Source organism: Actinomycetospora sp. CA-084318, from assembly GCF_050955885.1.
Classification (GTDB): Bacteria; Actinomycetota; Actinomycetes; order Mycobacteriales; family Pseudonocardiaceae; genus Actinomycetospora.
On record NZ_CP192098.1, the window covers coordinates 2,294,997 to 2,315,162 of the forward strand.

Here is a 20,166-nt window from a genome sequence, read left to right on the forward strand (position 1 = left end):
CCGCCGTGCGCATCGTCGACCCGACCTCCGGGCTCCGGCCCGCCGACCTCACCGAGACGAGCGCCCCGTCGTCGGGAACGGGCGCCCTCTGCGGGCTGTCGAACTCCAAGCCCGGAGCGACGGTCCTGCTCGAGACCCTCGGGCGCCGCCTCTTCGAGCACCACGGGCTCGGCCCGATGGCGGTCGCCTCGAAGCCCAGCGCCGCCTCCGGGGCCGACCCGGAGCTGCTCGACCACCTCGGCGCGCAGTACCGGCTCGCGGTGGTGGCGATCGGTGATTGAGGCTCGTGCTCGTCGTGGAGTCTCCACGACTCGCTGGAGCTCGAGCGCCGCGGCGCCCGCTCCGTCCTCGTCGTCACTCGTTCCTTCCTGCCGCTGGTCCAGGCGCAGGCGCGGGCCCGGAAGGCCGACCCGAGCCTCGTCGTGATCGACCATCCCATCGGCGGGCTCTCCGAGGCCGAGCTCGCGGGGCGGATCGACGCGGCCTACGACGGTGTCCTCGAGGCCTTCCGGACGATGGAGGTGCTGCCGTGACCGACACCCTCGACGTGCCCGAGTCCGCCGTCTGGGAGGACTGGGCCGACGAGCGCGGCTGGGGCGACGGGCTGCCCACCGTCGCGCCGACCGAGGAGCGCGTCGAGGCGATGCTCGCCGGTCTTCCCGACGACGCCGGGGACGGGCTGGCGGCGCTGCCGCCGACCGGGGTGACCCCGACGCTGCGGTCGGTCGCGGCCAACGCGGTGATGGCGGGCTGCCGGCCCGGGCTGCTCCCGCTGCTGCTCGCCGCGCTCGAGGCGGTGACGACCCCGGCCTACAACCTGCACGGGTCGCTCGCCACCACCCACCCCTGCGCCCCGATGGTCCTCGTCTCCGGGAGCGCGCGGACCGGGTTCCACGCCGGCGGCAACTGCTTCGGACCGGGCAACCGCAACAACGCCACCCTCGGGCGCGCCCTCTCGCTCGTGCTGCTGCACGTCGGCGGCGCGCAGCCGGGCACGCTCGACCGGTCCACGCAGGGGTCGCCCGCCAAGTACACGTTCTGCTTCGCCGAGTCCGACGAGAGCCCGTGGTCCGGGCTCGCGGTCCAGCGCGGGTTCGGTCCCGACGATCCCGTGGTCTCGGTGATGGCCGCGGAGCCGCCGCACAACGTCAACGACCACGGCAGCACGACCGGGCTCGAGATCCTGACGACGATCGCCGGGACGATGGCCGAGAGCGGTTCCAACAACGTCTACGTCCGCGGCCCGCACCTGCTCGTCCTCGGGCCCGAGCACGCCGCGACGCTGCACCGCGACGGGTGGGACGTGGGGTCGATCCGCGAGCACCTCTGGACGCACGCGCGCATCCCGGTGGAGCGGATCTCGCCGGGCAACCGCGAGCAGTTCGTCGAGTGGGGTGTGAAGCCCGAGGGCGACTCCTACACGGTGAGCACCGGCCCCGAGCAGCTCCACGTGACGGTGGCCGGGGGAGCGGGCAAGCACTCGGCGTGGATCCCGTCGTTCGGGGCGACGGAGCTGGTCTCGGTGCGGGTCCGCCGGTGACGTTCTCCCCGGTGTCGCCCGGGACGTCGGTCGACGAGGCGACGACGCGGTTGCTGGCGCTCGGGGTGGGGGACGGGCTGCCCGTGGTGCCCCCGACCCCGGAGCGGTGGGAGCGGATGCTCGCCGGGATCGCGGCTCCCGACGACGTGCTCGGCCTGGTCCCGCCGTTGTTCGGCGAGCTCACGGCGCGCGCCGTGGCCGGGTGCTGCGTGCTCGCCGGGTGCCGGCCCGGCGTCGTCCCGCTGGTCCTGACGGCGGCGGTCGCGGCCCTGGAGCCGGAGTTCAACCTGCTCGGGGTGCAGACGACGACGGGGACCCCGGCCGTCGGGCTCGTCGTCCGCGGCGACCTCGTCGCGGACCTCGGGCTGTCGTCGTCGACCGGGATGCTCGGACCCGGTCCGCACGCGAACGGGGTGGTGGGGCGGGCCCTGGCGCTGACCCTGGCGACGATCGGGGGCGTGACGACCGGCGTGACGAGCATGGCCACCACGGCCCAGCCCGCCCGCTACGGGTGCTGTCTCGCGGCGTCGGGACCGGCGGACGAGGTCACCGTGTTCGCCCTCGCCGGGACGGCGGAGGTCGTCCCGCGCGACGACCTCACCGCTCCGGACGACGTCCTCGAACCCCTCGCCGACGCCCTCGCCTCCCCCGCGCGCGCCGGCGGCGGGCTCGACCGGATGGCCACGTGCGAGCAGACGGTGGTGCTCCCGCCCGAGACCGCCCGTCGTCTGGACGGCCTCGCGGTGGCGTCCGAGCTCCACGCGCGGGGGAGTGCCCGGCTCGGAGCGCCGGTCTCGGCCGGACCGGAGGCGCTGCGGCTCGTCGTGGCCGGCGGGCCGGGCGTGAAGATGCTGCACCTGCCGGGCTGGGCGGGCGGGTCGCGCGGGGTCACCCGCCCGGTGCCGTGAGAGCAGGGCCCGGGAAGGGCGATCACCGGGATGCAGCCGATGTGCCTGCGATGCATGCAGACTGACTGCATGGTCTCGATCACCATCCGGGACGTCCCGGAGGACGTGAGGACGAACTCGCCGCTCGCGCTGCGCGTGCCGGGCGATCGTTCCAGGAACACCTCCGCCGGGAGCTGATCGCGATGGCCGCCCGACCGGACCCGGAGACGTTCTGGTCCCGGGTCGGCGCCCGCACGGCCGCGACCGGTTCACGGGTGACCGCGGACTCGATCCTCGCCGCGCGGGACGCTGACCGCGCGTGAGCGTGGTCGTCGACGCGTCGGCCGTGGTCGCGGGGCTGCTCGACGACGGCACGGTCGGGCGGTGGGTCCGGGCGGCGTCGAGCCGGGACGACGTCGTGGCACCGCATCTGATGCCGTTCGAGGCAACGGACATCCCGCGGCGCGCGATCGCTCGCGGGGACGTCAGCGACGACATCGGGTGCCTCGCGCATCGCGACCTGCTCGACCTCCCGGTCATTCTCGTCGACTACCCGGCCCTGGCTACCCGCGCCTGGGAGCTGCGAGGAGCGGTGAGCGTGTACGACGCCGCCTCCGTCGCGCTCGCCGAGGCCTACGGGGTGCCGCTGATGACGCTCGACCTGCGGTTGGCTGCTGCGAACGGACCGCGCTGCCGGATCCTGACGCCACCCGACGACGCGGATTGACTCCGTCCCCCGTGCCGCCGAGGACGCCTCGTTCGTCTGTAGGCAGTTGATCATGTCGAGCGCGACACTCCGGCCGTCGCGCTCGACATGATCAACTGCCTACGGCAGTACCTGCCGGGTCAGGCGAAGGCGCCCGACCAGGTCGGCGGTCCGGTGCGGGTCAGTCGGCGGACGAGGACCCAGCCTACGGCGAGGATCGCGACGAGCACGGGCGTCACCATCCACTCCGGCCCGCCCGGGAGAGTCCACGCGAGCCCCCACAGCAGGCCGATCGCGAAGGGCAGCGGCGCGCGGGTCCGGTCGATCACCCAGGTGCCGGCGATGCCCACGACGATCACGGCGGCCCACGCGAGGAGCACCGACGCCTCGCCCCCGCCGAGCCCGAGGGTCGCACCCAGCGACTCGCCCGCGGCCGGCGTCAGGGCGGCGGTCCAGCCGAGCGCCAGCAACACCGGCCCGTGCAGCGCGATCCGCTGGCGCACGCTGCGCGCGGGCTCGAGCGGGAGGAGCCGAGCCGCCGCCACGGCGAGCGCGACGACGCCCACGACGACCGCCGGCGCGGCGAGCCACGGCAGCACGGCGAGGACGATCTCGGCGAGCAGCGCGATCGCCACCGGGAGCCGGACCGCGCGCATCCGGGCATCGGCGAGTCGGCCGGCGCGGACGGACTCGACGGCGAGCAGCAGGAGTCCGAGCAGGACGACCGGGGTGATCCACCAGGCGGTCGGCGCGGGCCCGACCACATCGCCGAGCAGGACCGGTCCGCGCAGGAGACACCCGGCGAGCGCGACGACGGCGAGGACGACCAGCAGCCACGCCTCCGCACGGTCACGGGCACGGGGCTCGGACCCCGGGTGCACGTCGGACACGGACGGCAGCATGCCCTGCCCGACCCGGTCATCGCGGGATGAACTCACCCAGTTTGTCGGTCAGGCCTGGTAGAAGTCCGGCAGACGGGACGAGGAGGACGACCCATGTGGACGTGGCGCGTGCTGAGCGCGGTGGCGCTCCTGGCGGTCGGGGTCATCCACCTCTATCTCGTGGCGACCAGCACCGGCGGGCTGCTGGGTGTGCTGTTCACGCTGCAGGGCATCGCGGCGCTGGTGCTCGCGGGGGCGATGCTCGCGCTGCGGGGCCGACTGGCGCCGGTCGTCACGGTGCTGAGTTTCGTCTTCATGGCCGGGTCGTGGCTGGCGCTGGTGCTGGCCCTGACGGTGGGTCTCTTCGGGCTCCGCTCGAGCCTGTCCTACGACCTGGCGCCGACCTCGCTGGTGGTCGAGACGCTCGGCACGGTGGTGCTCGCGGTGACGACGGCCAAGGTGCTCCGAAGTCGGAGGTGACCCCTCAGCGGGCGGGTCCGGAGAGGGAGTCCGCCAGGCGCGTCACCGCCGAGACGACGGCCGGCCCGTGCCCGAGGACGGCGTCGTTGTGGTCGGCGCCGGGGACGGCCACGACCTCGGCCCGCGCGGCGGCAGCGACCGCCCGACTCTGCGCGGGCGGGATGAGCCGGTCGTCCTCACCGAGCACCACCGTCGTCGGGACCCCGGCCCGGCTGACGAGCTCGGCGACCGGGAACCGGTCGGCCAGCAGCAGCCGCACCGGCAGCACGGGGTAGAGGCGCTCGGCGATCGCGGCCAGCTCGGTGAAGGGTGAGCGCAGCACCATCCCGGCGACCGGGGCCTCGACGGCGAGCCGCGCGGCGACCGCGCCCCCGAGGCTCTCCCCGAGCAGGATCAGGCGCTGCGGCGGGACGCTCCGCGTGGTCACGAGGTACTCGTGGGCGGCGCGGGCGTCGGCAGCCAGTCCCTCCTCGCTCGGCGATCCCGAGCTGTCGCCGTAACCGCGGTAGTCGAGCAGGAGGACGTCCACCCCCTGCGCGCGCAGCGCGGCGGCCAGCGGTGCGCGCAAGGACCGGTCGCCGGCGTTGCCGTTGAACACCAGCACCGTCACGTCCCGCCGCGGGCCCCGGGCGGGCACGAACCACGCGCCGAGTGCCTCTCCGTCCGCGGTCCGGAGTACGACGTCCTCGGCCCCCGGCAGCACACTCGCCGCCGCGGGGACCGGGCCGGTGTCGGGCAGGTAGATCAGATGTCGCTGACCGAGCCAGAGCCCGCCGACGAGCAGCGCGACGAGGGCCACGATCGCCCCCGCGACGACGAGCACGCGCCGCAGCACACCGCGCCGGGCTCGAGTCACCTGCGAAGTGTGCCGGGTACAGACCTCAGTCGCGGGCCTCGCGCCGGGCGAGCTGGCGGCCCTCCGGGGTGATCGCCGTCGGCAGGGGGAAGCGGTCGAGGTGGGTGATCTCGATGTAGCCGGCGTCGGAGGCCTCGGTGACCACGCGCGCACGCTGCTCGGGGTCGACCTCGGTGCCGTTGACGGTCCAGTCCGGACCCGGGACGTCGGCGCCGCCCTCGGCACGGGAGTCGCCGAGGTGTTCGTCGAGCTGGCGGAGCAGGCTGATCATGACGTCGGCGTCGGGCGCAGCGGTCACCGGTGACCTCCAGGTCGGGAAACCCGACGGCAGGCCGGGTGACCCGGGGTGAGCGACAGCGACCTCCGCCAAACGCCGGAAACGGTAGGACCCGTCGTCGGGAACGTCCCGACGACGGGTCCTGGCGCTCTGGAGGAACTCAGCCGGCCTTCACGATCGAGAAGCCGATCTGCGTGCCGTTGACGGCGTTGACCGTGACGGTGAAGGAGGTCGGCTCGCCGTCCACGGTGCCGGAGCAGGTGGTGCTGGCGCCCATCTCGCCGGGCAGCGGCGAGGGGCAGGTGACGTCCTGCGCGGCGGTCTGGGCCGCGACCTCGGGGGCGAGCTGGTCGGGCTGCACCACCGGGGCGGCCGGAGCCGACTGGGACGCGGACGGCGTCTGGGGCAGCTGGGAGACCTGGTTGGCGATCGAGGCGGCCAGGACGGCGCTCAGCACGGCGAAGACGATGCCGAGGACGACGAACACGATCGAGAGCCACAGGCCGGCCGTCGCGAGACCGCGGCCGTTCTCGTTGCGCTCGACGGTCTGCTTGCGGCCGATGATGCCGAAGACGATGCCGAGCGGCGAGAACACGAACGCGAAGACGATCGCGAGGATGGCCATCGTGTTGGTCTTCGCGGGCGCCTGCGGGGCAGGGGCGTAGCCCGGAACGGGCTGCTCGGGGGAGGTGTACGGAGGCACCTGCTGCGTCATGAACGAGTCCTCACCGGGAGCCGCCGCGCGGACGGAGTGCCCGCGCGGTCGGTAGGCCGGTGATCGAGTGGATCTGACGAACCGTGACACCGTCGTGTGACACACGACCGATCTTCACTCGAACAGCTCATGCTGAAGCGCTTACCTGTCGAACAGCGCGTTCACCGCTTCCTGCGACCGGGCTGCCTCGTCCGTCGGGTCGTCCCGCAGCGCCCGCGTCACCACACCCGGCAGTGCGGAAGGGAACCGTCGCCCGGACGCCACCATCGCGGCCACCGCGGACAGCCCCCGGCGACGCCGGTCCGGCTCGGGGCTCCGCAGCAACCCCGACCAGTGCGCCAGCGCACCGTGGACGAGCGCGTGGTCCTCCCCGAACACGCCGTGCTCGACGCAGTGCCGCAGACCGTCGACGAGATCGCGGGCGGACGCGCCGGCCTCGTCGTCGGGATGACCGTCGAAGCGGCCCTCCTCGATCCACCGCAACCACGCCCGCTCCAGGGCCGGGGTGGGGCCGAGGACCCGCAGCACCGCGACGACCGCCCGCGTCCCGGCCGGTCCGGGGCCCCGCGAGGGCGTCGCCAACCACGCGACCGCGGCCTCCCGCCGCACCGCGAGGACCGCCTCGGGGTGGTCGGCGAGGAGGAGGTCGAGGTCGATCGTGGAGTGGGCGCGCGCGGCGAGGACGTCGAACGCCTCGACGGTCGCCGGTTCCTCCACGGTCACGGCGCCAGTCCACCCGGTGGGGCTTTCGCTTCCCTTACATCCGACTCGGGTGGCGATCACCCAGTGTCAATCAATTCGTGTGCCGTTGTGCCCCGATCACGTGAACGGTCGCGTCCGTCCCGAACGTGAACTACGGTCGGCCATGCGCCGGGGGGCGTTGCGCACTTCAGGGGGGCGAATGGGTGACCTGAGGGTGCGTCTGCTCGGCCGGGTGGCCGTGGACGACGGACAGGGCGAACGGGAGCCCACCAGCTCGGCCGTCCAGGTGCTCCTGACCCTGTTCGCGTCCGCGCCCCGCACCCCGATCACCCGGGACGCCCTCGTCGCCGACCTGTGGGCGGACACCCCGGCGCCCCGCCACCCCGGGGGCACCCTGCAGACCCGGCTGACCCGCCTGCGGGACTTCCTCGGCATCCCCCGCGAGCAGCTGTCGTCCTCCGCCGGCGCGTACACGCTGCACCTCGACCCCGAGCGGGTCGACGTCTGCCGCTTCCACCGGCTCGCGGGCGTCGCCCTGTCGGCCGAGGAGCCGGCCGCGATGTTGGCGGCCGCGGACGGTGCCCTCGCGGAGTGGACCGGACCGCCGTGGCCGGGGGTCTCGACGCCGCGGCTCGACGTCGCGCGCGAGCACACCGAGGCCCGCCACCAGCACGTGCTCGAGGTCCGCGCCCGCGCCCTGCTCGCGCTCGGGCGGGCCCTGGAGGCGGTCGACGTGGTCGGGCCGCTCGCCGCCGCGAACCCCGACCGGGAGGCCTGGCACGCCCTGCTCGTCGCTGCCCTGCATGAGGCGGGTCGCCCGCGCGAGGCCGTCGAGGCCTTCCTCGCGGCCCGCCGCCACCTGGCCGAGGAGCTCGGCGTCGGGCCGGGGGAGGAGCTGCGCGACGCCTACCGCCGGGTCCTCCTCGACCGGTCCGCCGCCCTCCCGACGCCGGGTCGTCCCCGGCGTCGCGTCGTCGGCCGCGAGACCCAGCTCGCCGCGATCGCAGCGGCCACGGACGCCGACCCGACCCAGGGGCGGCTCGTCGTCGTCGAGGGAGAGGCGGGCATCGGGAAGTCGACGCTGCTCGCGGCGGTCCGCGACGCGGCGACGGGCGAGGTCCTGCGCGGCGCCTGGGACGAGGGCGCGACCCCGCTCACGGCGTGGGTCGAGGCGCTCGGCCCGCCCCCGGACGGTCCCGCGGGCGCGCCGGTGCCCTGGGTGCGGCGACGCCTGGCCGAGCTGTCGGCCGACGGCCCGGTGCTGGTCACGCTCGACGACGCCCACCGCGCGGACTCGTCCTCGCTCGGCGCGCTGACCGGTCTGGTGCGCCAGGGCCTGCCGCCCGAGGTCGTCGTGCTCGTCGCGGCCCGCGTGCCCGACGTCGTCGCGCGGCCCGACTGGAGCGCCTGCCGCGCCGACCTGGCGCGTGACACCGACACGCTCTTCGTCCCGCTCGCCGAGCTCGCGCCGACGGCGGTCGTCCAGCTGGCGCGGGCCCGGCTGGGGCACCTTCCCGACGACGCCGTGGTCCGGGTGGCCGCGCTCGTCACGGCCCGGACCGGTGGCCACCCGCTGCACGTCACCGCCCTGCTCGACGTCCTCGCGGCGGAGCCCGACGAGGCTGCGGTCCGGGCGGCGGTCGGGCGCGTCCCGGACCGCCTGCGCGCGGTGTTCGACCAGCAGTTGCACGCCCTGCGACCCGAGGTCCGGCGCGCGCTGGAGGCGCTGGCGGTCCTGCGTCCGGTGCCGACCCCGGCCCTCGCCGCCGTGCTCGGCCGGCGCGGGCTCGACGTCGTCGAGGACCTGCGGTCGGTGGTCCCGATCGGGCTCACCGCCGTCGACGGCGAGCGGGTGGATCTGCGCCACGACCTCGTCGCCGCCGCGGTCCGCGAGTCGGTGCCCACCTCGGTGGCGCGCGAGCTGCACCGCGCGCGGCTCGACCACCTGCAGCCCGAGGACGACGCCTACGTCCGCCTGCGCCACGTGCTCGGGGCGGGGCTGCCGGCTGCGGAGGTCGGGCTCGCCCGCCGCGACGCGGGCGTGCTGGCCTACGAGCGGCGCGCCCTCGCGGAGGCTCTGGAGCTGCTCGAGGCGTGCGCGCGGGAGGACGACCCGGTCGTCGACGTCCACCGCGGCCTCGTGCTCGCCGGGCTCGGACGGACCGACGAGGCCGACGACCTGCTCGACACCGCCCTCGCCCGCGCCGACGGCGACCCGGGCCTCGTCGTGAAGGCCGCCGTGGGGGACGAGGCGCTGGGTCGCACCGTCTCCGGGGACCCGCGACGGCTCGCCCGGCTGCACCGCGCCGAGGCCGTGCCGCTCCCGCCCCGCGCGCGCATCGACCTGCTGGTGGCGCTGCTGCGCGAGGAGTCGCTGGCCGGGGTCGCACGGCCCGACCTGGTCGCGGAGCTGCAGTCGCGGGCCGCCGCGGACGGGGCGTCGGTGGCGGTGCGGGCGCGGGCGCGGGCGCTGGAGGTGCGCCAGCTGGTCGAGGGACCGGAATCGGCCGCCCGGCGACTCGCGCTGGCCCGCAGCGCGCTCGACCTCGCCCGGCGCACCGGGGACCCGACGATCGTCCTCGACGCCACCGAACTCCTGCTCACGGCCGCGTTGGGTGCTGGCGACGTCGACCGGGCCCTGCGGCTGCGCGAGACGCTGGCGGTCGAGGCCCGGCGCTGGCACCGGCCGCGCCTGATCTGGGCGGCGGAGGTCCTCGGGTCGGCGCTGCTGCTGGCCCGTGGCGACTACGACGAGGCCCGCGCCGCCGCGCAGTCCTCGCTCGAGCTCGGGCAGCAGCTCGGCGTCGGGGACGCGCTCTCCGCCTTCGGGGTCCACCTGATGATCTCGGCCTGGATGACCGGGACCGCCGACACGCTCGGCGACCTCGCCGAGGGCGCCGCCACCCAGAACCCGACCATCCCGGCCTGGGCGGCGGCCGCCGCCGTCGCGCGGGCCCGCGCCGGACGTCGTCGGGAAGCCGTCGACCTGCTCCGCGCCTTCCGCGAGCGCCGCGCGGCCACCGCGAGCCGGCTGTTCGACCGCCCCGCGCTGTGCATGGCCGCCAGCGCCGCCGTGAGCCTCGACGACCACGAGACCGCCCGCCTCGTGCGGGCCGAGCTGCCCGCCGACCCGGACGCGGTCGTGATCCTGGGCTACGGCGCGGTGATCACCGGTCCGGCGGCGTTGTTCGCGGGGCTCGCGGCGATGGTCCTGGGCGACCGGGCCGCGGCGCGGACCGACGTCGCGGCGGCGGAGAAGCTCGCGACCGCTCTGGGCTGGTCGCCGTGGGCGGACGCAGCCGACCGGGTGGGGGCCGTGCTCGACGGCGAGGACGTCGAGCTGCCGCTGGGGATGGGGGAGAAGCGTGGGTGATCCACCGGACCTGGCGTCGTTCCTGGCCTCGCTCGGCGATCAGCAGGTGGCGATCGCCCGGGAGGTCCATCAGACCGTCGCGGACGTCGCGCCGGAGCTCCTCCCGCCGACCCGCCGCGGCACCCTGCTCGGGTACGGCGCCTTCCACTACCGGTACGCCTCGGGCCGGGAGGGCGACGCCGACCTGATCTCGATGCGCGGCGGCAGCAAGCACCTCAGCGTCTACGTGAGTGCGCTCGAGGACGGGCGCTACCTGCCCGAGGTCCACGCCGCCGGGCTGGGGACGGTCTCGGTCGGGCGGAGCTGCATCCGCGTCCGCCGCCCTGGCGATCTCGACCTGTCGGCGTTCGCCGACGTGGTGCGCCGGGCCGTCGAGGTGGGCGGGGAGGGGCAGGTCTGAGTCGCCCTACACGTCGTCCGGCGGCAGCGGATCCCAGTCCGGCAGAGGCAGTGCCGCGTCGTCACCCTCGGGCGGGAGCGGGACGGCGTCGAACCTCGGATCGGCGGGGTCGATCCGGCCGTCGTCGGGCCCGGTCACGGCGTGAACGCCGCAAGTCGGTCGCGGAGCGTGCCCGCCGTCGCCAGTGCTCTCTCGAAGTCGTCCAGCCAGAGCATCGCCTCGTCCCCGGCCTGCCGGATCGCCTTCTCCGCCTCGCGCGCCGCGAGGATCCCCTCTCGCTCGGCACGATCCCGGCGCCCGGGGAGCGCCCGGTGCTCCACGGAGGCGAAGACCGACCCCGCCAGCCCGAGCACGACCGCGATCACGCCCAGCACGACGAAGCCGTTGACGAGCGCCAGCACCCCGAGCGCGACCGCCAGCACCCCCGCGACGCCGGCCAGCCACGCGCGGGGGAGGAGACGCACCGCTGCCACCGCGTCCTCGGTGAGCTGGTCGTGGTGCTCGCGGACGCTGAGCGCCAGGTCCTCGACCGACGTCGACTCGTCGAGGATGCCGCTCCAGGTCCCGTGGACGAGGTGCACGCCCTGCGGTTGCGCCTCGGCGAGCCGGTCCCCGATGCGTCGCACCGCCTCCGCCGCCCAGTTCCCGGAGAGGGCGACCGCGAGGCGGCGGGTCGGGGCGGGCACCGCGACGGCGTCCGCGCCGCCGAGCGCGGCGTCCGAGACCAGCGAGGCGAGGTCGACGGGCTCGTCCGACGTCCTCGTGGCGGCACGCGCGGCGTCGGCGGCCTCGGCGTCCCCCTCGTACTCGACGATGGCCATGAGCCGCTCGGCCTGTCGTCGGAAGGGCGCCTCCTCGCGGTCGAAGTCCGCCGCGAGCCGTTCGAGCAGCGCGTCGACCCGTTTGACGAGCGACTGGTCGGGCGGCGCCTCGGCGACGAGAACGTCGTCGAGGAAGCGCAGGCCACCCGCGAACACGCTCGCCCGTCGCGACAGCTCGGCCATTCGCTTCCAGGCCGGGGCGTGCACCGCGAGCCCGGGGAGGTCGGGCGCCGGCGACGCCAGCCCCCGCAGCATCGTCTCCCAGCGCGCCACCTGCGCCTCCGCGAGGTGCGGGTAGGTGCCGAGCTGGGTGGCCCACCGCCGGACGGCATCCGCGATCATCACCTGGGGCGCGGCGCCCAGCAGACCCGTCGTCGCCGCGTCGAGCACGATGCGGAACTCCGGCGCGAGCGCCAAGGGGTCCCGCTGAGCGAGGTACCGCTCGACCCACCGCGCCACCGCCGCCTCCCGACGATGGCGCTGCAGCACGAGGATGAAGAAGAGCGCCGCCTTGTCCGGATCGCGGCGGGCCGCCTCCGTCACGGCGCGCCCGACCAGGCCACGGTCCTCGCCCAACCACCCGCCGATCGCGACGAGCGCGGGCGCGAGCCAGTACTCCGGCGTCGTGATCATGAGTTCTTCGGACAGGCCGCGGACGGCGGCGTCGGACACCAGACCGGCGTCCATGGCCTGCAGCATCCCGATCGCGCTGCGGCGCACGCGGTCGTAGTGCCCGTACGTCGTGTCGAGCTCCTGCCTCACCTTGATCAGCTCGGTCTGCGCCGCCTGCTTCGCCCGCGCCAGCTCCGTCCGACGCCGGTACTCCAGGAACTCGGTGTGCAACGTCCGGAGCTCGTCGAGGGTCGTCTCCTGGTGGTTCTCCAGGTCCGAGACCGCGCCGTGCACGCCGGCCACGGCGAGGTCCACCGAGTCGAGCTTCAGGGTGAGCCGGGTGACCGACGACTGCACGTCCCGGACACCGCCCGCCACCGCACCGACGGTGCTGCTCAGCCCGCGCACCTTCCCCTCGATGCTCTCGACCCGCTTCGCCACCGGCCTGAGATCGTCGTTCACCTGCGCCCCCCTCAGAACGTCCGTGCTGATCCTTTCCTGACGGCAGGTCACACTGGTTGGGCTGTTCGTGTGGCCCACTGCGTCCGGGCGGGTGACTGAGGGGAAAAGCGTGACAGCGCGGCTCGTCGTCGCCTCTGACGGCCGGACGAGTCGCGCGGCCGGCCCGGGGGGACCGGCTCGCCTCGTCCCGGCGCCGGCTCCGTCGTCGTCCGCGACGACGGAGCCGGTCGCCCGAAACAGTGACCGCGCCGTGATCGATGAGCGGCCGGGGGCTCGGGAGGACGGGGGTGTGGTGAGCGCGGAGACCGATTCGCAGCCGTTGCCGCTGGGGTGGATCGAGCCGTTGGTGACGGTGCCGGTCGGTATCCCGACGCCGCGGGGCCACCGGTCCGACGCCGAGCTCGTCGCGGCCGCACGGGAACGTCCGGCCGAACTCGCAGCCGTGTACGACCGCTACGGCGACGCCCTCTTCCGCTTCGGCCTCGGCCTGCTGCGCGACCGGGAGGCCGCGGCCGACTGCGTCCAGGAGGTGTTCCACACCGCGGCGACGCGGCTGCACCAGCTGCGCGACCCGTCGGCGCTGCGGGCGTGGCTGTTCGCGATCGCCCGACACGAGGTCTCCCGACGACGCCGCACCGACCGTCGCGAGGTGGTCACCGACGACCTGCCCGACCGGCCCGGCGCCGCGCCCGACCCACCCGCCCGCGCGTCGCAGCGGGAACTCGCCGAGCTGATGGGGGAGGCGTCGCGCGGGCTGGCCGACCGCGACCGCGCCGCCCTGGCCCTGCACTACCACCAGGAGCTCGACGGTCCGGAGATCGCGGCCGTCCTCGGGCTGACCCTGACGAACACCACGACCCTGCTCAACCGCGCCCGCTCCACCTTCGAACGCAGCCTCGCCGCGCTCCTGCTCGCCCGACGCGCGCGAGCCGGCCGGTCGCGCTGCCCGGAGCTGACCGCGCTCGTCGCCGGGTGGGACGGCGAGGTCACGGTCCTGTGGCGCAAGCGCACCGCCCGCCACATCGACCTCTGCCCGACCTGCACCGCCGACCGCGCCGACGCCGTGAACCCGCGGACGCTGCTCGGCGCCGTGCCGGTGGTGCTCCCGACCCCGCGCTGGCTCAAGGCCGCCAGCCTCCAGCACGTGGCAGCGGCGGTGCCCGCGCGCGGGACCCGGGCGTGGTGGCCGCCCGCGGCGAGGGCCGGTCTGTTCGCCGGGCTCTCGTCGGGCAGCGCGGCTCTGGCGCTCGCCGCGGCAGTCCCGGTCGCCGGGCTGTTCGCGGCGGGAGGCGCACCGCTGGTCACCGAGGTCGGGGGTGGGCCGGTGACGGAGCAGCCGTCCGCACCGGCCCCGGGCGCCGGCGGGGGAGCGGCGCCCACGACGCCACCGCCGCCCCGCTTCGGGTTCGACATGCCCACCTTCGCCGTCCCGCCCCCGCCCGGGGCGCCCCCGCCCGGCCCGGTCCCGGCTCCCGCGGCGCCTCCGGCCGCCTCGAACGGGACGGTCATCCCGACGACGGCTGTGTCCCCGCCGCCGCGTCCCCCGGTCGCCCCGCCGGCCGGCCCGGATCCGGCGCAGCCGCCGCAGACCGACGATCCACGCGAGGCCGAGACCACGACGGCGCCGCCCACGCTCGCGCCGGCCCCCGGGAACTGACGAACGGGCCGTTCGTCACGGAAGATCGTGACGAACGGCCCGTTCGTGCGGGGGAGTCGAGGCGTCAGCGGCGGCTCATCACCTCGGTCCGAGGCTCCTCGTCCCGGACCTGCTCGACGACCCGGCCACCACGGCGGCCGCGGCCGATGGCGTAGGCGCCGCCGCCGATCAGCACGATCGCGCCCGCCCCGCCGAGGAGCCAGGGCAGCACGTCCGAGCTGGCCGGGTCGGTGACCGCGACGACGTCGGTCGTGTCGGTGGCCGAGTCGGTGGACCCGGTGCCGGTCGTGCCGTGGTGTGCGGCGTGTGCTGCCGTGCCGGTGGTCGCGGTGCCGCTGTGGTGGGCGGGCGTCGGAGCGGGCGGCGGGACGGTGCCGGTGACGGTGATGCGGCTGGACACCGTGCCGGCCGAGGAGGACGCGGTGACGGTGTAGGTGCCGGCCTTCGCGCTCGAGGCGATGGTGGCCGAGCCGGAGAACGCCTCCGGGTCGGTCTTGGACATGGTCGCCGGGCCGGTGAAGGCGGACGAGGTGACGGTGATCGGGCCGGTGGCGGTGGAGGCGGCGGGCTCGGCGAAGGTGCCGGAGAAGGTGATCTGGGCGCCGGGCTTCACCGACGACGCCGACAGGGTGAGCACCCCCGGCTCGGCCGCAGCGGAGACCGTGCTGGACGTGGCGGTGACGGGGGTGACGGTGTCGGCCAGGGCGACGCCGGTGCCGGCGAGGGTGAGCGAGCCGGCGATCAGGGTGGCGGCGGCGATCCGGGTGAGGCGCATGACGTGCTCCCGAGGGTGAGGGACGCGGTGCGGGGAGGAGTCCTGGTGGGCGCTTCCCGTGCTGACACCGAGAACTCTGCCGCCGGGACCGGGTCCGTCCCGTCCCCCGAGGAGCCGGTCCTGCGGACGACAGCGTCGTCCCCCGACGAGGGGACACCGGGTCGGCCGGGGGGTCGCGCTCGGCATGATCAACTGCCGAGCGGAACGAGTGTGGGGACATCGGTGGAACGGCCCCACGGGACGCGCGGATCTGGTTACCGTCCTTGAAGTCCGGATCGGGAGGAGCGTGCCGTGGAGATCGTCGTGGCGGCGGACGACGCCCCGCCGCTCGGGCCGGAGCCCGTCGTCCCCGAGCCCGACGAGTTCCTCGACGGTCGCCACGTGTTCATCCCGGTCCACGAGGTGCCGACCGGGGCGCAGGCCCTCGTGGAGCTGCGGACGCTCACCGACGGACGGCTCGCGCTGCCGGTCTTCTCGTCGGCCACGTCGCTGGTGCGCTGCTGCGGACCGGGGCAGCCGTACGGCGTGTTCGCGGCCGACGACGTGGCGGACCTCCTCACCGTGAGCGGCGCCCAGGTGGTCGGCGCCGATCTCCCGCTGCCGCTCGACCTGCGGCGGGAGGCGGCGTGACGACGCCGGGCTTCGACGTCGACGCCGGCCGCGTGCAGGCGGTCGGCACCCGGATGGCGAACGCGGCGACGGTGCTGGGGACGGCGGCGGGCAGCGGGGCGGGCACGCCCGTGGCGGGCACCGCGACCGGCGCGGTGCTGGCCTACCTCGAGGCGGTCACCCAGGCGGCGGCGCGGTTCGCGGAGGCGGCGCAGCGCGGGGGCGAGACGGTCGGGCAGGCCGCCGAGGTCTACCGGCAGTCGGACGCGTCGGCGGCGGGCGCGATCCGCTCGGTCCCCGGCTTCGGCGACTGAGGCGACTGAGGGCGAGGAGCCGTGCCGATCGACACCCACGTCGACGCCGACCCGGCGTCGTGCCGGGGCACCGCGCAGTGGCTCGACGGGGTCGCGCGGGCGGGCGCGACCTCGGCGGAAGAGGTCGTCGGGGCCCGCAACGACTCCGCCGACTGCTGGAGCGGCCCGGCCGGCGACGCGTTCCGCGACCAGGCGGGCCGGATCGGCGCGGCCGGCGACACCACGTCGATGCAGGCGCGCATCGGGGCGCAGGCCCTCGACGAGTTCGCCACCTCGGTGCAGGGCGTGCTCGACACGATGGCCCGCGCGCGGGCCGAGGCCGCGGCGGCCGGTCTGCCCGTCACCGGCGAGACGATCGGAGACCCGGTCGCCGCGCCGGGCCCGCTGCCGACGCCGCCGGTCGGGCAGTTGCTCCCGGCCGAGCAGGTCGCCGCCCACCAGCAGGCGACAGCCGCGGCGGCCGCGCAGCAGGCGGCGTTCGACCGGGCCCGCCAGATCACCGACGACGCCCGCGTTCGCTACGCGGAGGCGCAGACCGACGTCGTGGCGCGAATGCGGGCGCCGACGGACGAGGCGGTGCAGACGATCAAGGACGTCACGCTGGTCGTCTCGAGCTTCACCTCCACACTCGGCGGCCTGCACGGGGCGGCGCGCACGTGGGAGGACGTCGCGGCGAAGGCCGCGCTGCAGCGGCAGGCGATGACGGCGATCATGCTCGCGCCCGGGGTGCCGCTCGACGTGGCGGCCCGCCGGGCGGCGGCGAGCGCGGCCGAGGAACTCCGCGCCGGGGGCGCGAGCACGGCGAACGCGAACGCCCTGCGCACCCTCACCGGCGGGGCGAGCGAGACCTCCGTCGGCCGTCGCATCCTCGACGGCCTCACCTGGGCGCCCGGGCAGCGGGCCGAGACGGGGCTGCTCGCGGCCGCCAGGCCGGTCCTCGCCCGACTGCCGGTCACCAGCGTCGTCTCGGCCGGCGTCGGGGTCTCCACCGACCTGGCGGCGGGCCGCTCGGCGACCTCGGCCGTCGCGAAGCAGGGCACCACGCTCGCTGTCGGCGCCGGGGTCTCGTGGGCGGTGACGGCGGGAGGGACCGCGCTCGTCACGGCACTCGGCGTCGCCACGGTCGCCGCGCTCCCGGTCACCCTCCTGGCGATCGCGGCGGGGGCCGGCGCGGCGTACGCCGTGGGCTACCACTGGGACGACATCGAGGCCGGCGTCGAGAGCCTCGTCCCGTGACCGACGGGCTCCCGCCCCGCCCCGACCGGTGGACGGGCTTGCCGACACCCCCGCCCGCCCCGGGACCGCGTGCGGCGTCACCGGCACGACGGATGCCGGGCCGACCGAAGCCGCCGCCCCCGGGTCGTGGTCCGGTCCTCGCCGGGCGGTCGGAGACGACGGCGTTCGGGGTCGGGCTGTTCGTCGGCGGGCTCGTCGTCGTCGCGGCCGTGCTGGGTGCGGCCGGCCTGTTCGAGCGACCGGCGTCGGTCCCGGTGGGCGCGTGGATCGCGGTCGGCGTGGTGGTGCTGCTCCTGGCGGCGTGGGGTCGCGGGGTGAGTCGGGAGTACCTGGCCGTCGGCGCGGACTGGCTCTCCGACGGAACGCACTGGGTCGACCTCTACGACCTCGTGGAGGTCCGGGGCATGACCGTCGCCTACGGGCAGCCGGCGCTGCGCCTCGTCGACGGTTCCGGACGACGGGTCGAGCGGCAGCTCCGTCAGCTGCGCGCCGACCCGCTGATGTGGGACCTGATCCACCTGGGCGTGCGCTGGTCACGGTCGGTGCACGACGTGCGGATCACGGGGGTGGCCACGCAGGTCGTCGGCGACGACCCGGTGGCGGGCGGCGCGTATCTCGTCGCCCGCCCGCGGCTCGACGTGGAACGACGTCCACGCCCGGACGCGACCACCGACCACCTCCCCGCCCGTCCCGACCCGTGGACCGGGCAGCCCCTGCCGCCGCCCGCCCCGTGGAGCGCGCCCGACGCGGCGCCCCGGGTGCCGCGCCGACCGCAGACCCCGCCGCCCGGGCGAGGGCCGCTGCTGTCGGGGACGTCGGGGTTCAGCCTCGTCGGCCTGCTCGTGGTCGGGCTGGTCGTGGCCGCCCTGGCGGCCCTGGTCGGCGCGACGCTCGGCGTCGGGTGGCTGCTCGACAGCACGATGAGCACGCTCGTCCTCGGGACGTGCCTGCTGGTGATCGTCGGCAGCATCGCCTGGATCGCCACCGTGACCTACACCGGGGTGGGCGCCGACTGGGCCGCCGACGAACGCTCGTGGGTCGACCTCCACGACCTCGTCGCCGTCCGCAGGGCCCGCGGCCGTTGGTGGCGGCCGGGCCTCGAGCTGGTCGACGGCGACGGCCGCCAGGTCGTGGTGCCGCTGCGCGAGCTCCGCCGGGACGACCTCCTGGGTCGATTCGTGCACCTGGGCATCCGGTGGTCCGAGGCGACCGCCCGCGTCGAGGTCGACTCCGGCGCACGTGCCCTGATCGACGACTGACCGTGACCCTACCGGCCGGTCGGGTGTGACCGGCGTCCCCGGCGGCCCGAGTTGCCGGTAACGGGTTCACTCGTTCGAACGATCAACGCGGCGTCCGAGCCGACGTCAGCGCGCTCATTCACTAAATCGGGGGTCCCTCGGATGCGGGAACCGACCGTCGTGCTCTACGAGCTCAACGAGGTGCCCTGGCGGCTGGTGGACGCCTTCGTCGCGGACCACCCCGGCTCGACGCTCGCGCGGCTGCTGCGTGAGGGCACCACGTGGACCACCGTCAACGAGGACCCCGCGCACCTCAGCCCGTGGCGGACCTGGCCGACGTTCCACCGCTCGATGTACGCCGCCGACCACAACAGCTTCGAGCTCGGGCAGGACCCGGCGACGTTCCGCGGCACCGACCTGTGGGAGCCGCTGGACGAGGCGGGCATCCGGGTCGGCACGTTCGGGCTGCTGCAGACCTGGCCGCCCCGCCGGCACCGCAGTGGCGGCTTCTCGGTCCCCGACACGTTCGCCCGCGACGCCGCCACCGAGCCGCCCGAGCTGGGCACGTTCCAGCGGTTCAACCTGAAGATGACGTCCGAGAACGCCTACTCCTCGGATGCGCCGCTCTCGGCGCGCGACCTCGTGCGCACCGGCCTCGACCTCGTCCGGCGCGGCCTCACGCCCGCGTCCGCCGTGCAGCTCGCCGCCCACCTCGTGCGGGAGCGGCGCGAACCCCGCGTCCAGGCCGCCCGCCCGATGATGCAGGTGCTGCCGGCCTTCGACCTCTACTGGCGCCTGCACCGCACCCATCGGCCGCGGTTCTCGGCGTTCTTCACCAACCACGTCGCGGCGATGATGCACCGCTACTGGGGCGACGCCGTCCCGGAGTACGCGCCGGCGTTCGACTACGAGCCCGACCCGGTCTACGCCACCTTCTGCGACACCGCCATGGCGCTGGCCGACCGCCAGCTCGCGCGGGTCGAGCGGGCCCTGCGCCCCGGCGACCGGCTCGTCGTCGCCGCGAGCATGGGTCAGGGCCCGATCGACCACCGCGTCGACACCTCCGGCCTCCTCGTGCTCGACGACGGGTCCGCGCTCGCGCGGTTCCTCGGCTCCGGGCCCGCGGAGCAGGAGCTGGCCATGCACCCGATGTGCTCCCTGGCCTTCGACACCGTCGACGCTGCCGCCCGGGCGGCCCGCGCGCTCCCGCAGGTCCTCGACCACCGCGGCGCCCCGCTGTTCGAGCGCGTCGAGCAGCAGGGCCGCTCGGTCGGCTTCAGCACGCGGTACACCGCGGTCGCCGACGACGACCCGCGCACGGCCCACCTCGAGGGGATGAGCGCGACCTACGGGGAGCTCGGCCTCGCCGTGCGGGAGCGGATGGGCGGCAGCAACACGGCGTACCACATCCCCGAGGGGATCCTCGTCGACCGCGAGATCGGGGCGACGGGGCGCGGCGACGTCCGCCGCGAGATCCACGTCCTCGACGTCGCGCCCTCGCTGCTGGCGACCGTGTACGGCGTCGTCCCGCCGCCCGAGATGAAGGGCGGCGTGGACGGATCGCTCTTCCGGTGACGATCCGACACGAAGATCCGGAAGTTGACGGTCACTTCGAACCGATGAGT

General features: G+C 75.5%; 21 protein-coding genes. 13 read left to right on the plus strand and 8 right to left on the minus strand.

What is annotated here, in order from left to right:
• Positions 1-5: 5 nt before the first annotated feature.
• From ACQPYX_RS11235 to ACQPYX_RS11250, 4 genes are all read left to right on the plus strand, one after another.
• The gene (locus ACQPYX_RS11235; protein ID WP_433802989.1) at positions 6-533 is read left to right on the plus strand and encodes a UGSC family (seleno)protein; all 528 of its coding nucleotides are present in this window, start codon (positions 6-8) and stop codon (positions 531-533) included.
• Positions 530-1,540: a hypothetical protein gene (locus ACQPYX_RS11240; RefSeq protein WP_433802990.1), complete on the plus strand. Its 1,011-nt coding sequence runs from the start codon at positions 530-532 to the stop codon at positions 1,538-1,540. The genes ACQPYX_RS11235 and ACQPYX_RS11240 overlap by 4 nt, the downstream gene beginning before the upstream one ends.
• The gene (locus ACQPYX_RS11245) at positions 1,537-2,448 is read left to right on the plus strand and encodes a hypothetical protein (protein ID WP_433802991.1); all 912 of its coding nucleotides are present in this window, start codon (positions 1,537-1,539) and stop codon (positions 2,446-2,448) included. Before ACQPYX_RS11240 ends, ACQPYX_RS11245 begins: the two co-directional genes overlap by 4 nt.
• 298 nt (positions 2,449-2,746) lie before the next feature.
• Positions 2,747-3,154, plus strand: coding sequence for a type II toxin-antitoxin system VapC family toxin (locus tag ACQPYX_RS11250; RefSeq protein WP_433802992.1), 408 nt, complete (start codon positions 2,747-2,749; stop codon positions 3,152-3,154).
• A 119-nt stretch (positions 3,155-3,273) separates the two neighbouring features.
• On the opposite strand, the gene ACQPYX_RS11255 is transcribed toward ACQPYX_RS11250, so the two are convergent.
• Positions 3,274-4,023 (minus strand): hypothetical protein, encoded by a 750-nt coding sequence (locus tag ACQPYX_RS11255; protein WP_433802993.1) that lies wholly within the window; start codon positions 4,021-4,023, stop codon positions 3,274-3,276.
• A 105-nt stretch (positions 4,024-4,128) separates the two neighbouring features.
• Between ACQPYX_RS11255 and ACQPYX_RS11260 the strand changes: the two genes are divergently transcribed.
• Entirely contained in the window at positions 4,129-4,494 is a 366-nt protein-coding gene (locus ACQPYX_RS11260; RefSeq protein WP_433802994.1) for a hypothetical protein, read from the plus strand.
• 4 nt (positions 4,495-4,498) lie between these two features.
• On the opposite strand, the gene ACQPYX_RS11265 is transcribed toward ACQPYX_RS11260, so the two are convergent.
• From ACQPYX_RS11265 to ACQPYX_RS11280, 4 genes are all read right to left on the minus strand, one after another.
• Positions 4,499-5,350: an alpha/beta hydrolase gene (locus ACQPYX_RS11265; protein WP_433802995.1), complete on the minus strand. Its 852-nt coding sequence runs from the start codon at positions 5,348-5,350 to the stop codon at positions 4,499-4,501.
• Between the two features lie 25 nt (positions 5,351-5,375).
• A complete protein-coding gene (locus ACQPYX_RS11270; RefSeq protein ID WP_433802996.1) occupies positions 5,376-5,648 on the minus strand; it encodes a hypothetical protein in 273 nt (90 codons plus the stop codon).
• Positions 5,649-5,787: 139 nt separating this feature from the next.
• Positions 5,788-6,342 (minus strand): DUF4190 domain-containing protein, encoded by a 555-nt coding sequence (locus ACQPYX_RS11275; RefSeq protein WP_433802997.1) that lies wholly within the window; start codon positions 6,340-6,342, stop codon positions 5,788-5,790.
• 141 nt (positions 6,343-6,483) lie between these two features.
• The gene (locus ACQPYX_RS11280; RefSeq protein ID WP_433802998.1) at positions 6,484-7,065 is read right to left on the minus strand and encodes a hypothetical protein; all 582 of its coding nucleotides are present in this window, start codon (positions 7,063-7,065) and stop codon (positions 6,484-6,486) included.
• A 178-nt stretch (positions 7,066-7,243) separates the two neighbouring features.
• Between ACQPYX_RS11280 and ACQPYX_RS11285 the strand changes: the two genes are divergently transcribed.
• Complete coding sequence (locus ACQPYX_RS11285) at positions 7,244-10,417, plus strand: BTAD domain-containing putative transcriptional regulator (RefSeq protein WP_433802999.1); 3,174 nt, start codon at positions 7,244-7,246, stop codon at positions 10,415-10,417.
• On the plus strand, positions 10,410-10,817 hold the full coding sequence (locus ACQPYX_RS11290; protein ID WP_433803000.1) for a DUF1801 domain-containing protein: 408 nt from the start codon (positions 10,410-10,412) through the stop codon (positions 10,815-10,817). The genes ACQPYX_RS11285 and ACQPYX_RS11290 overlap by 8 nt, the downstream gene beginning before the upstream one ends.
• A gap of 6 nt (positions 10,818-10,823) precedes the next feature.
• On the opposite strand, the gene ACQPYX_RS11295 is transcribed toward ACQPYX_RS11290, so the two are convergent.
• A complete protein-coding gene (locus ACQPYX_RS11295) occupies positions 10,824-10,955 on the minus strand; it encodes a hypothetical protein (RefSeq protein WP_433803001.1) in 132 nt (43 codons plus the stop codon).
• A complete protein-coding gene (locus ACQPYX_RS11300) occupies positions 10,952-12,712 on the minus strand; it encodes a hypothetical protein (RefSeq protein WP_433803002.1) in 1,761 nt (586 codons plus the stop codon). The genes ACQPYX_RS11295 and ACQPYX_RS11300 overlap by 4 nt, the downstream gene beginning before the upstream one ends.
• 292 nt (positions 12,713-13,004) lie before the next feature.
• On the opposite strand from ACQPYX_RS11300, the gene ACQPYX_RS11305 reads away from it, so the two are divergent.
• Positions 13,005-14,369, plus strand: coding sequence for an RNA polymerase sigma factor (locus tag ACQPYX_RS11305; RefSeq protein ID WP_433803003.1), 1,365 nt, complete (start codon positions 13,005-13,007; stop codon positions 14,367-14,369).
• Between the two features lie 64 nt (positions 14,370-14,433).
• Here ACQPYX_RS11305 and ACQPYX_RS11310 read toward each other — a convergent pair whose 3' ends face one another.
• Complete coding sequence (locus ACQPYX_RS11310) at positions 14,434-15,144, minus strand: hypothetical protein (protein ID WP_433803004.1); 711 nt, start codon at positions 15,142-15,144, stop codon at positions 14,434-14,436.
• A gap of 291 nt (positions 15,145-15,435) precedes the next feature.
• Between ACQPYX_RS11310 and ACQPYX_RS11315 the strand changes: the two genes are divergently transcribed.
• The 5 genes from ACQPYX_RS11315 to ACQPYX_RS11335 all read left to right on the plus strand — a co-directional run bounded on the left by ACQPYX_RS11315 (position 15,436) and on the right by ACQPYX_RS11335 (position 20,116).
• The gene (locus ACQPYX_RS11315; protein ID WP_433803005.1) at positions 15,436-15,774 is read left to right on the plus strand and encodes an SAV_915 family protein; all 339 of its coding nucleotides are present in this window, start codon (positions 15,436-15,438) and stop codon (positions 15,772-15,774) included.
• Complete coding sequence (locus ACQPYX_RS11320; RefSeq protein ID WP_433803006.1) at positions 15,771-16,067, plus strand: hypothetical protein; 297 nt, start codon at positions 15,771-15,773, stop codon at positions 16,065-16,067. Before ACQPYX_RS11315 ends, ACQPYX_RS11320 begins: the two co-directional genes overlap by 4 nt.
• Before the next feature lie 21 nt (positions 16,068-16,088).
• Complete coding sequence (locus tag ACQPYX_RS11325) at positions 16,089-17,303, plus strand: hypothetical protein (RefSeq protein ID WP_433803007.1); 1,215 nt, start codon at positions 16,089-16,091, stop codon at positions 17,301-17,303.
• A 92-nt stretch (positions 17,304-17,395) separates the two neighbouring features.
• On the plus strand, positions 17,396-18,562 hold the full coding sequence (locus ACQPYX_RS11330; protein WP_433803008.1) for a hypothetical protein: 1,167 nt from the start codon (positions 17,396-17,398) through the stop codon (positions 18,560-18,562).
• A gap of 141 nt (positions 18,563-18,703) precedes the next feature.
• The gene (locus ACQPYX_RS11335; protein WP_433803009.1) at positions 18,704-20,116 is read left to right on the plus strand and encodes a hypothetical protein; all 1,413 of its coding nucleotides are present in this window, start codon (positions 18,704-18,706) and stop codon (positions 20,114-20,116) included.
• Positions 20,117-20,166: the final 50 nt, after the last annotated feature.

Coding starts and splice junctions, on each gene's coding strand:
- ACQPYX_RS11260 (WP_433802994.1), top strand. CDS start 4,129: ATGTGGACGTGGCGCGTGCTGAGCGCGGTGGCGCTCCTGGCGGTCGGG.
- ACQPYX_RS11275 (WP_433802997.1), bottom strand. CDS start 6,342: ATGACGCAGCAGGTGCCTCCGTACACCTCCCCCGAGCAGCCCGTTCCG.
- ACQPYX_RS11285 (WP_433802999.1), top strand. CDS start 7,244: ATGGGTGACCTGAGGGTGCGTCTGCTCGGCCGGGTGGCCGTGGACGAC.
- ACQPYX_RS11310 (WP_433803004.1), bottom strand. CDS start 15,144: ATGCGCCTCACCCGGATCGCCGCCGCCACCCTGATCGCCGGCTCGCTC.
- ACQPYX_RS11330 (WP_433803008.1), top strand. CDS start 17,396: ATGCCGGGCCGACCGAAGCCGCCGCCCCCGGGTCGTGGTCCGGTCCTC.
- ACQPYX_RS11335 (WP_433803009.1), top strand. CDS start 18,704: ATGCGGGAACCGACCGTCGTGCTCTACGAGCTCAACGAGGTGCCCTGG.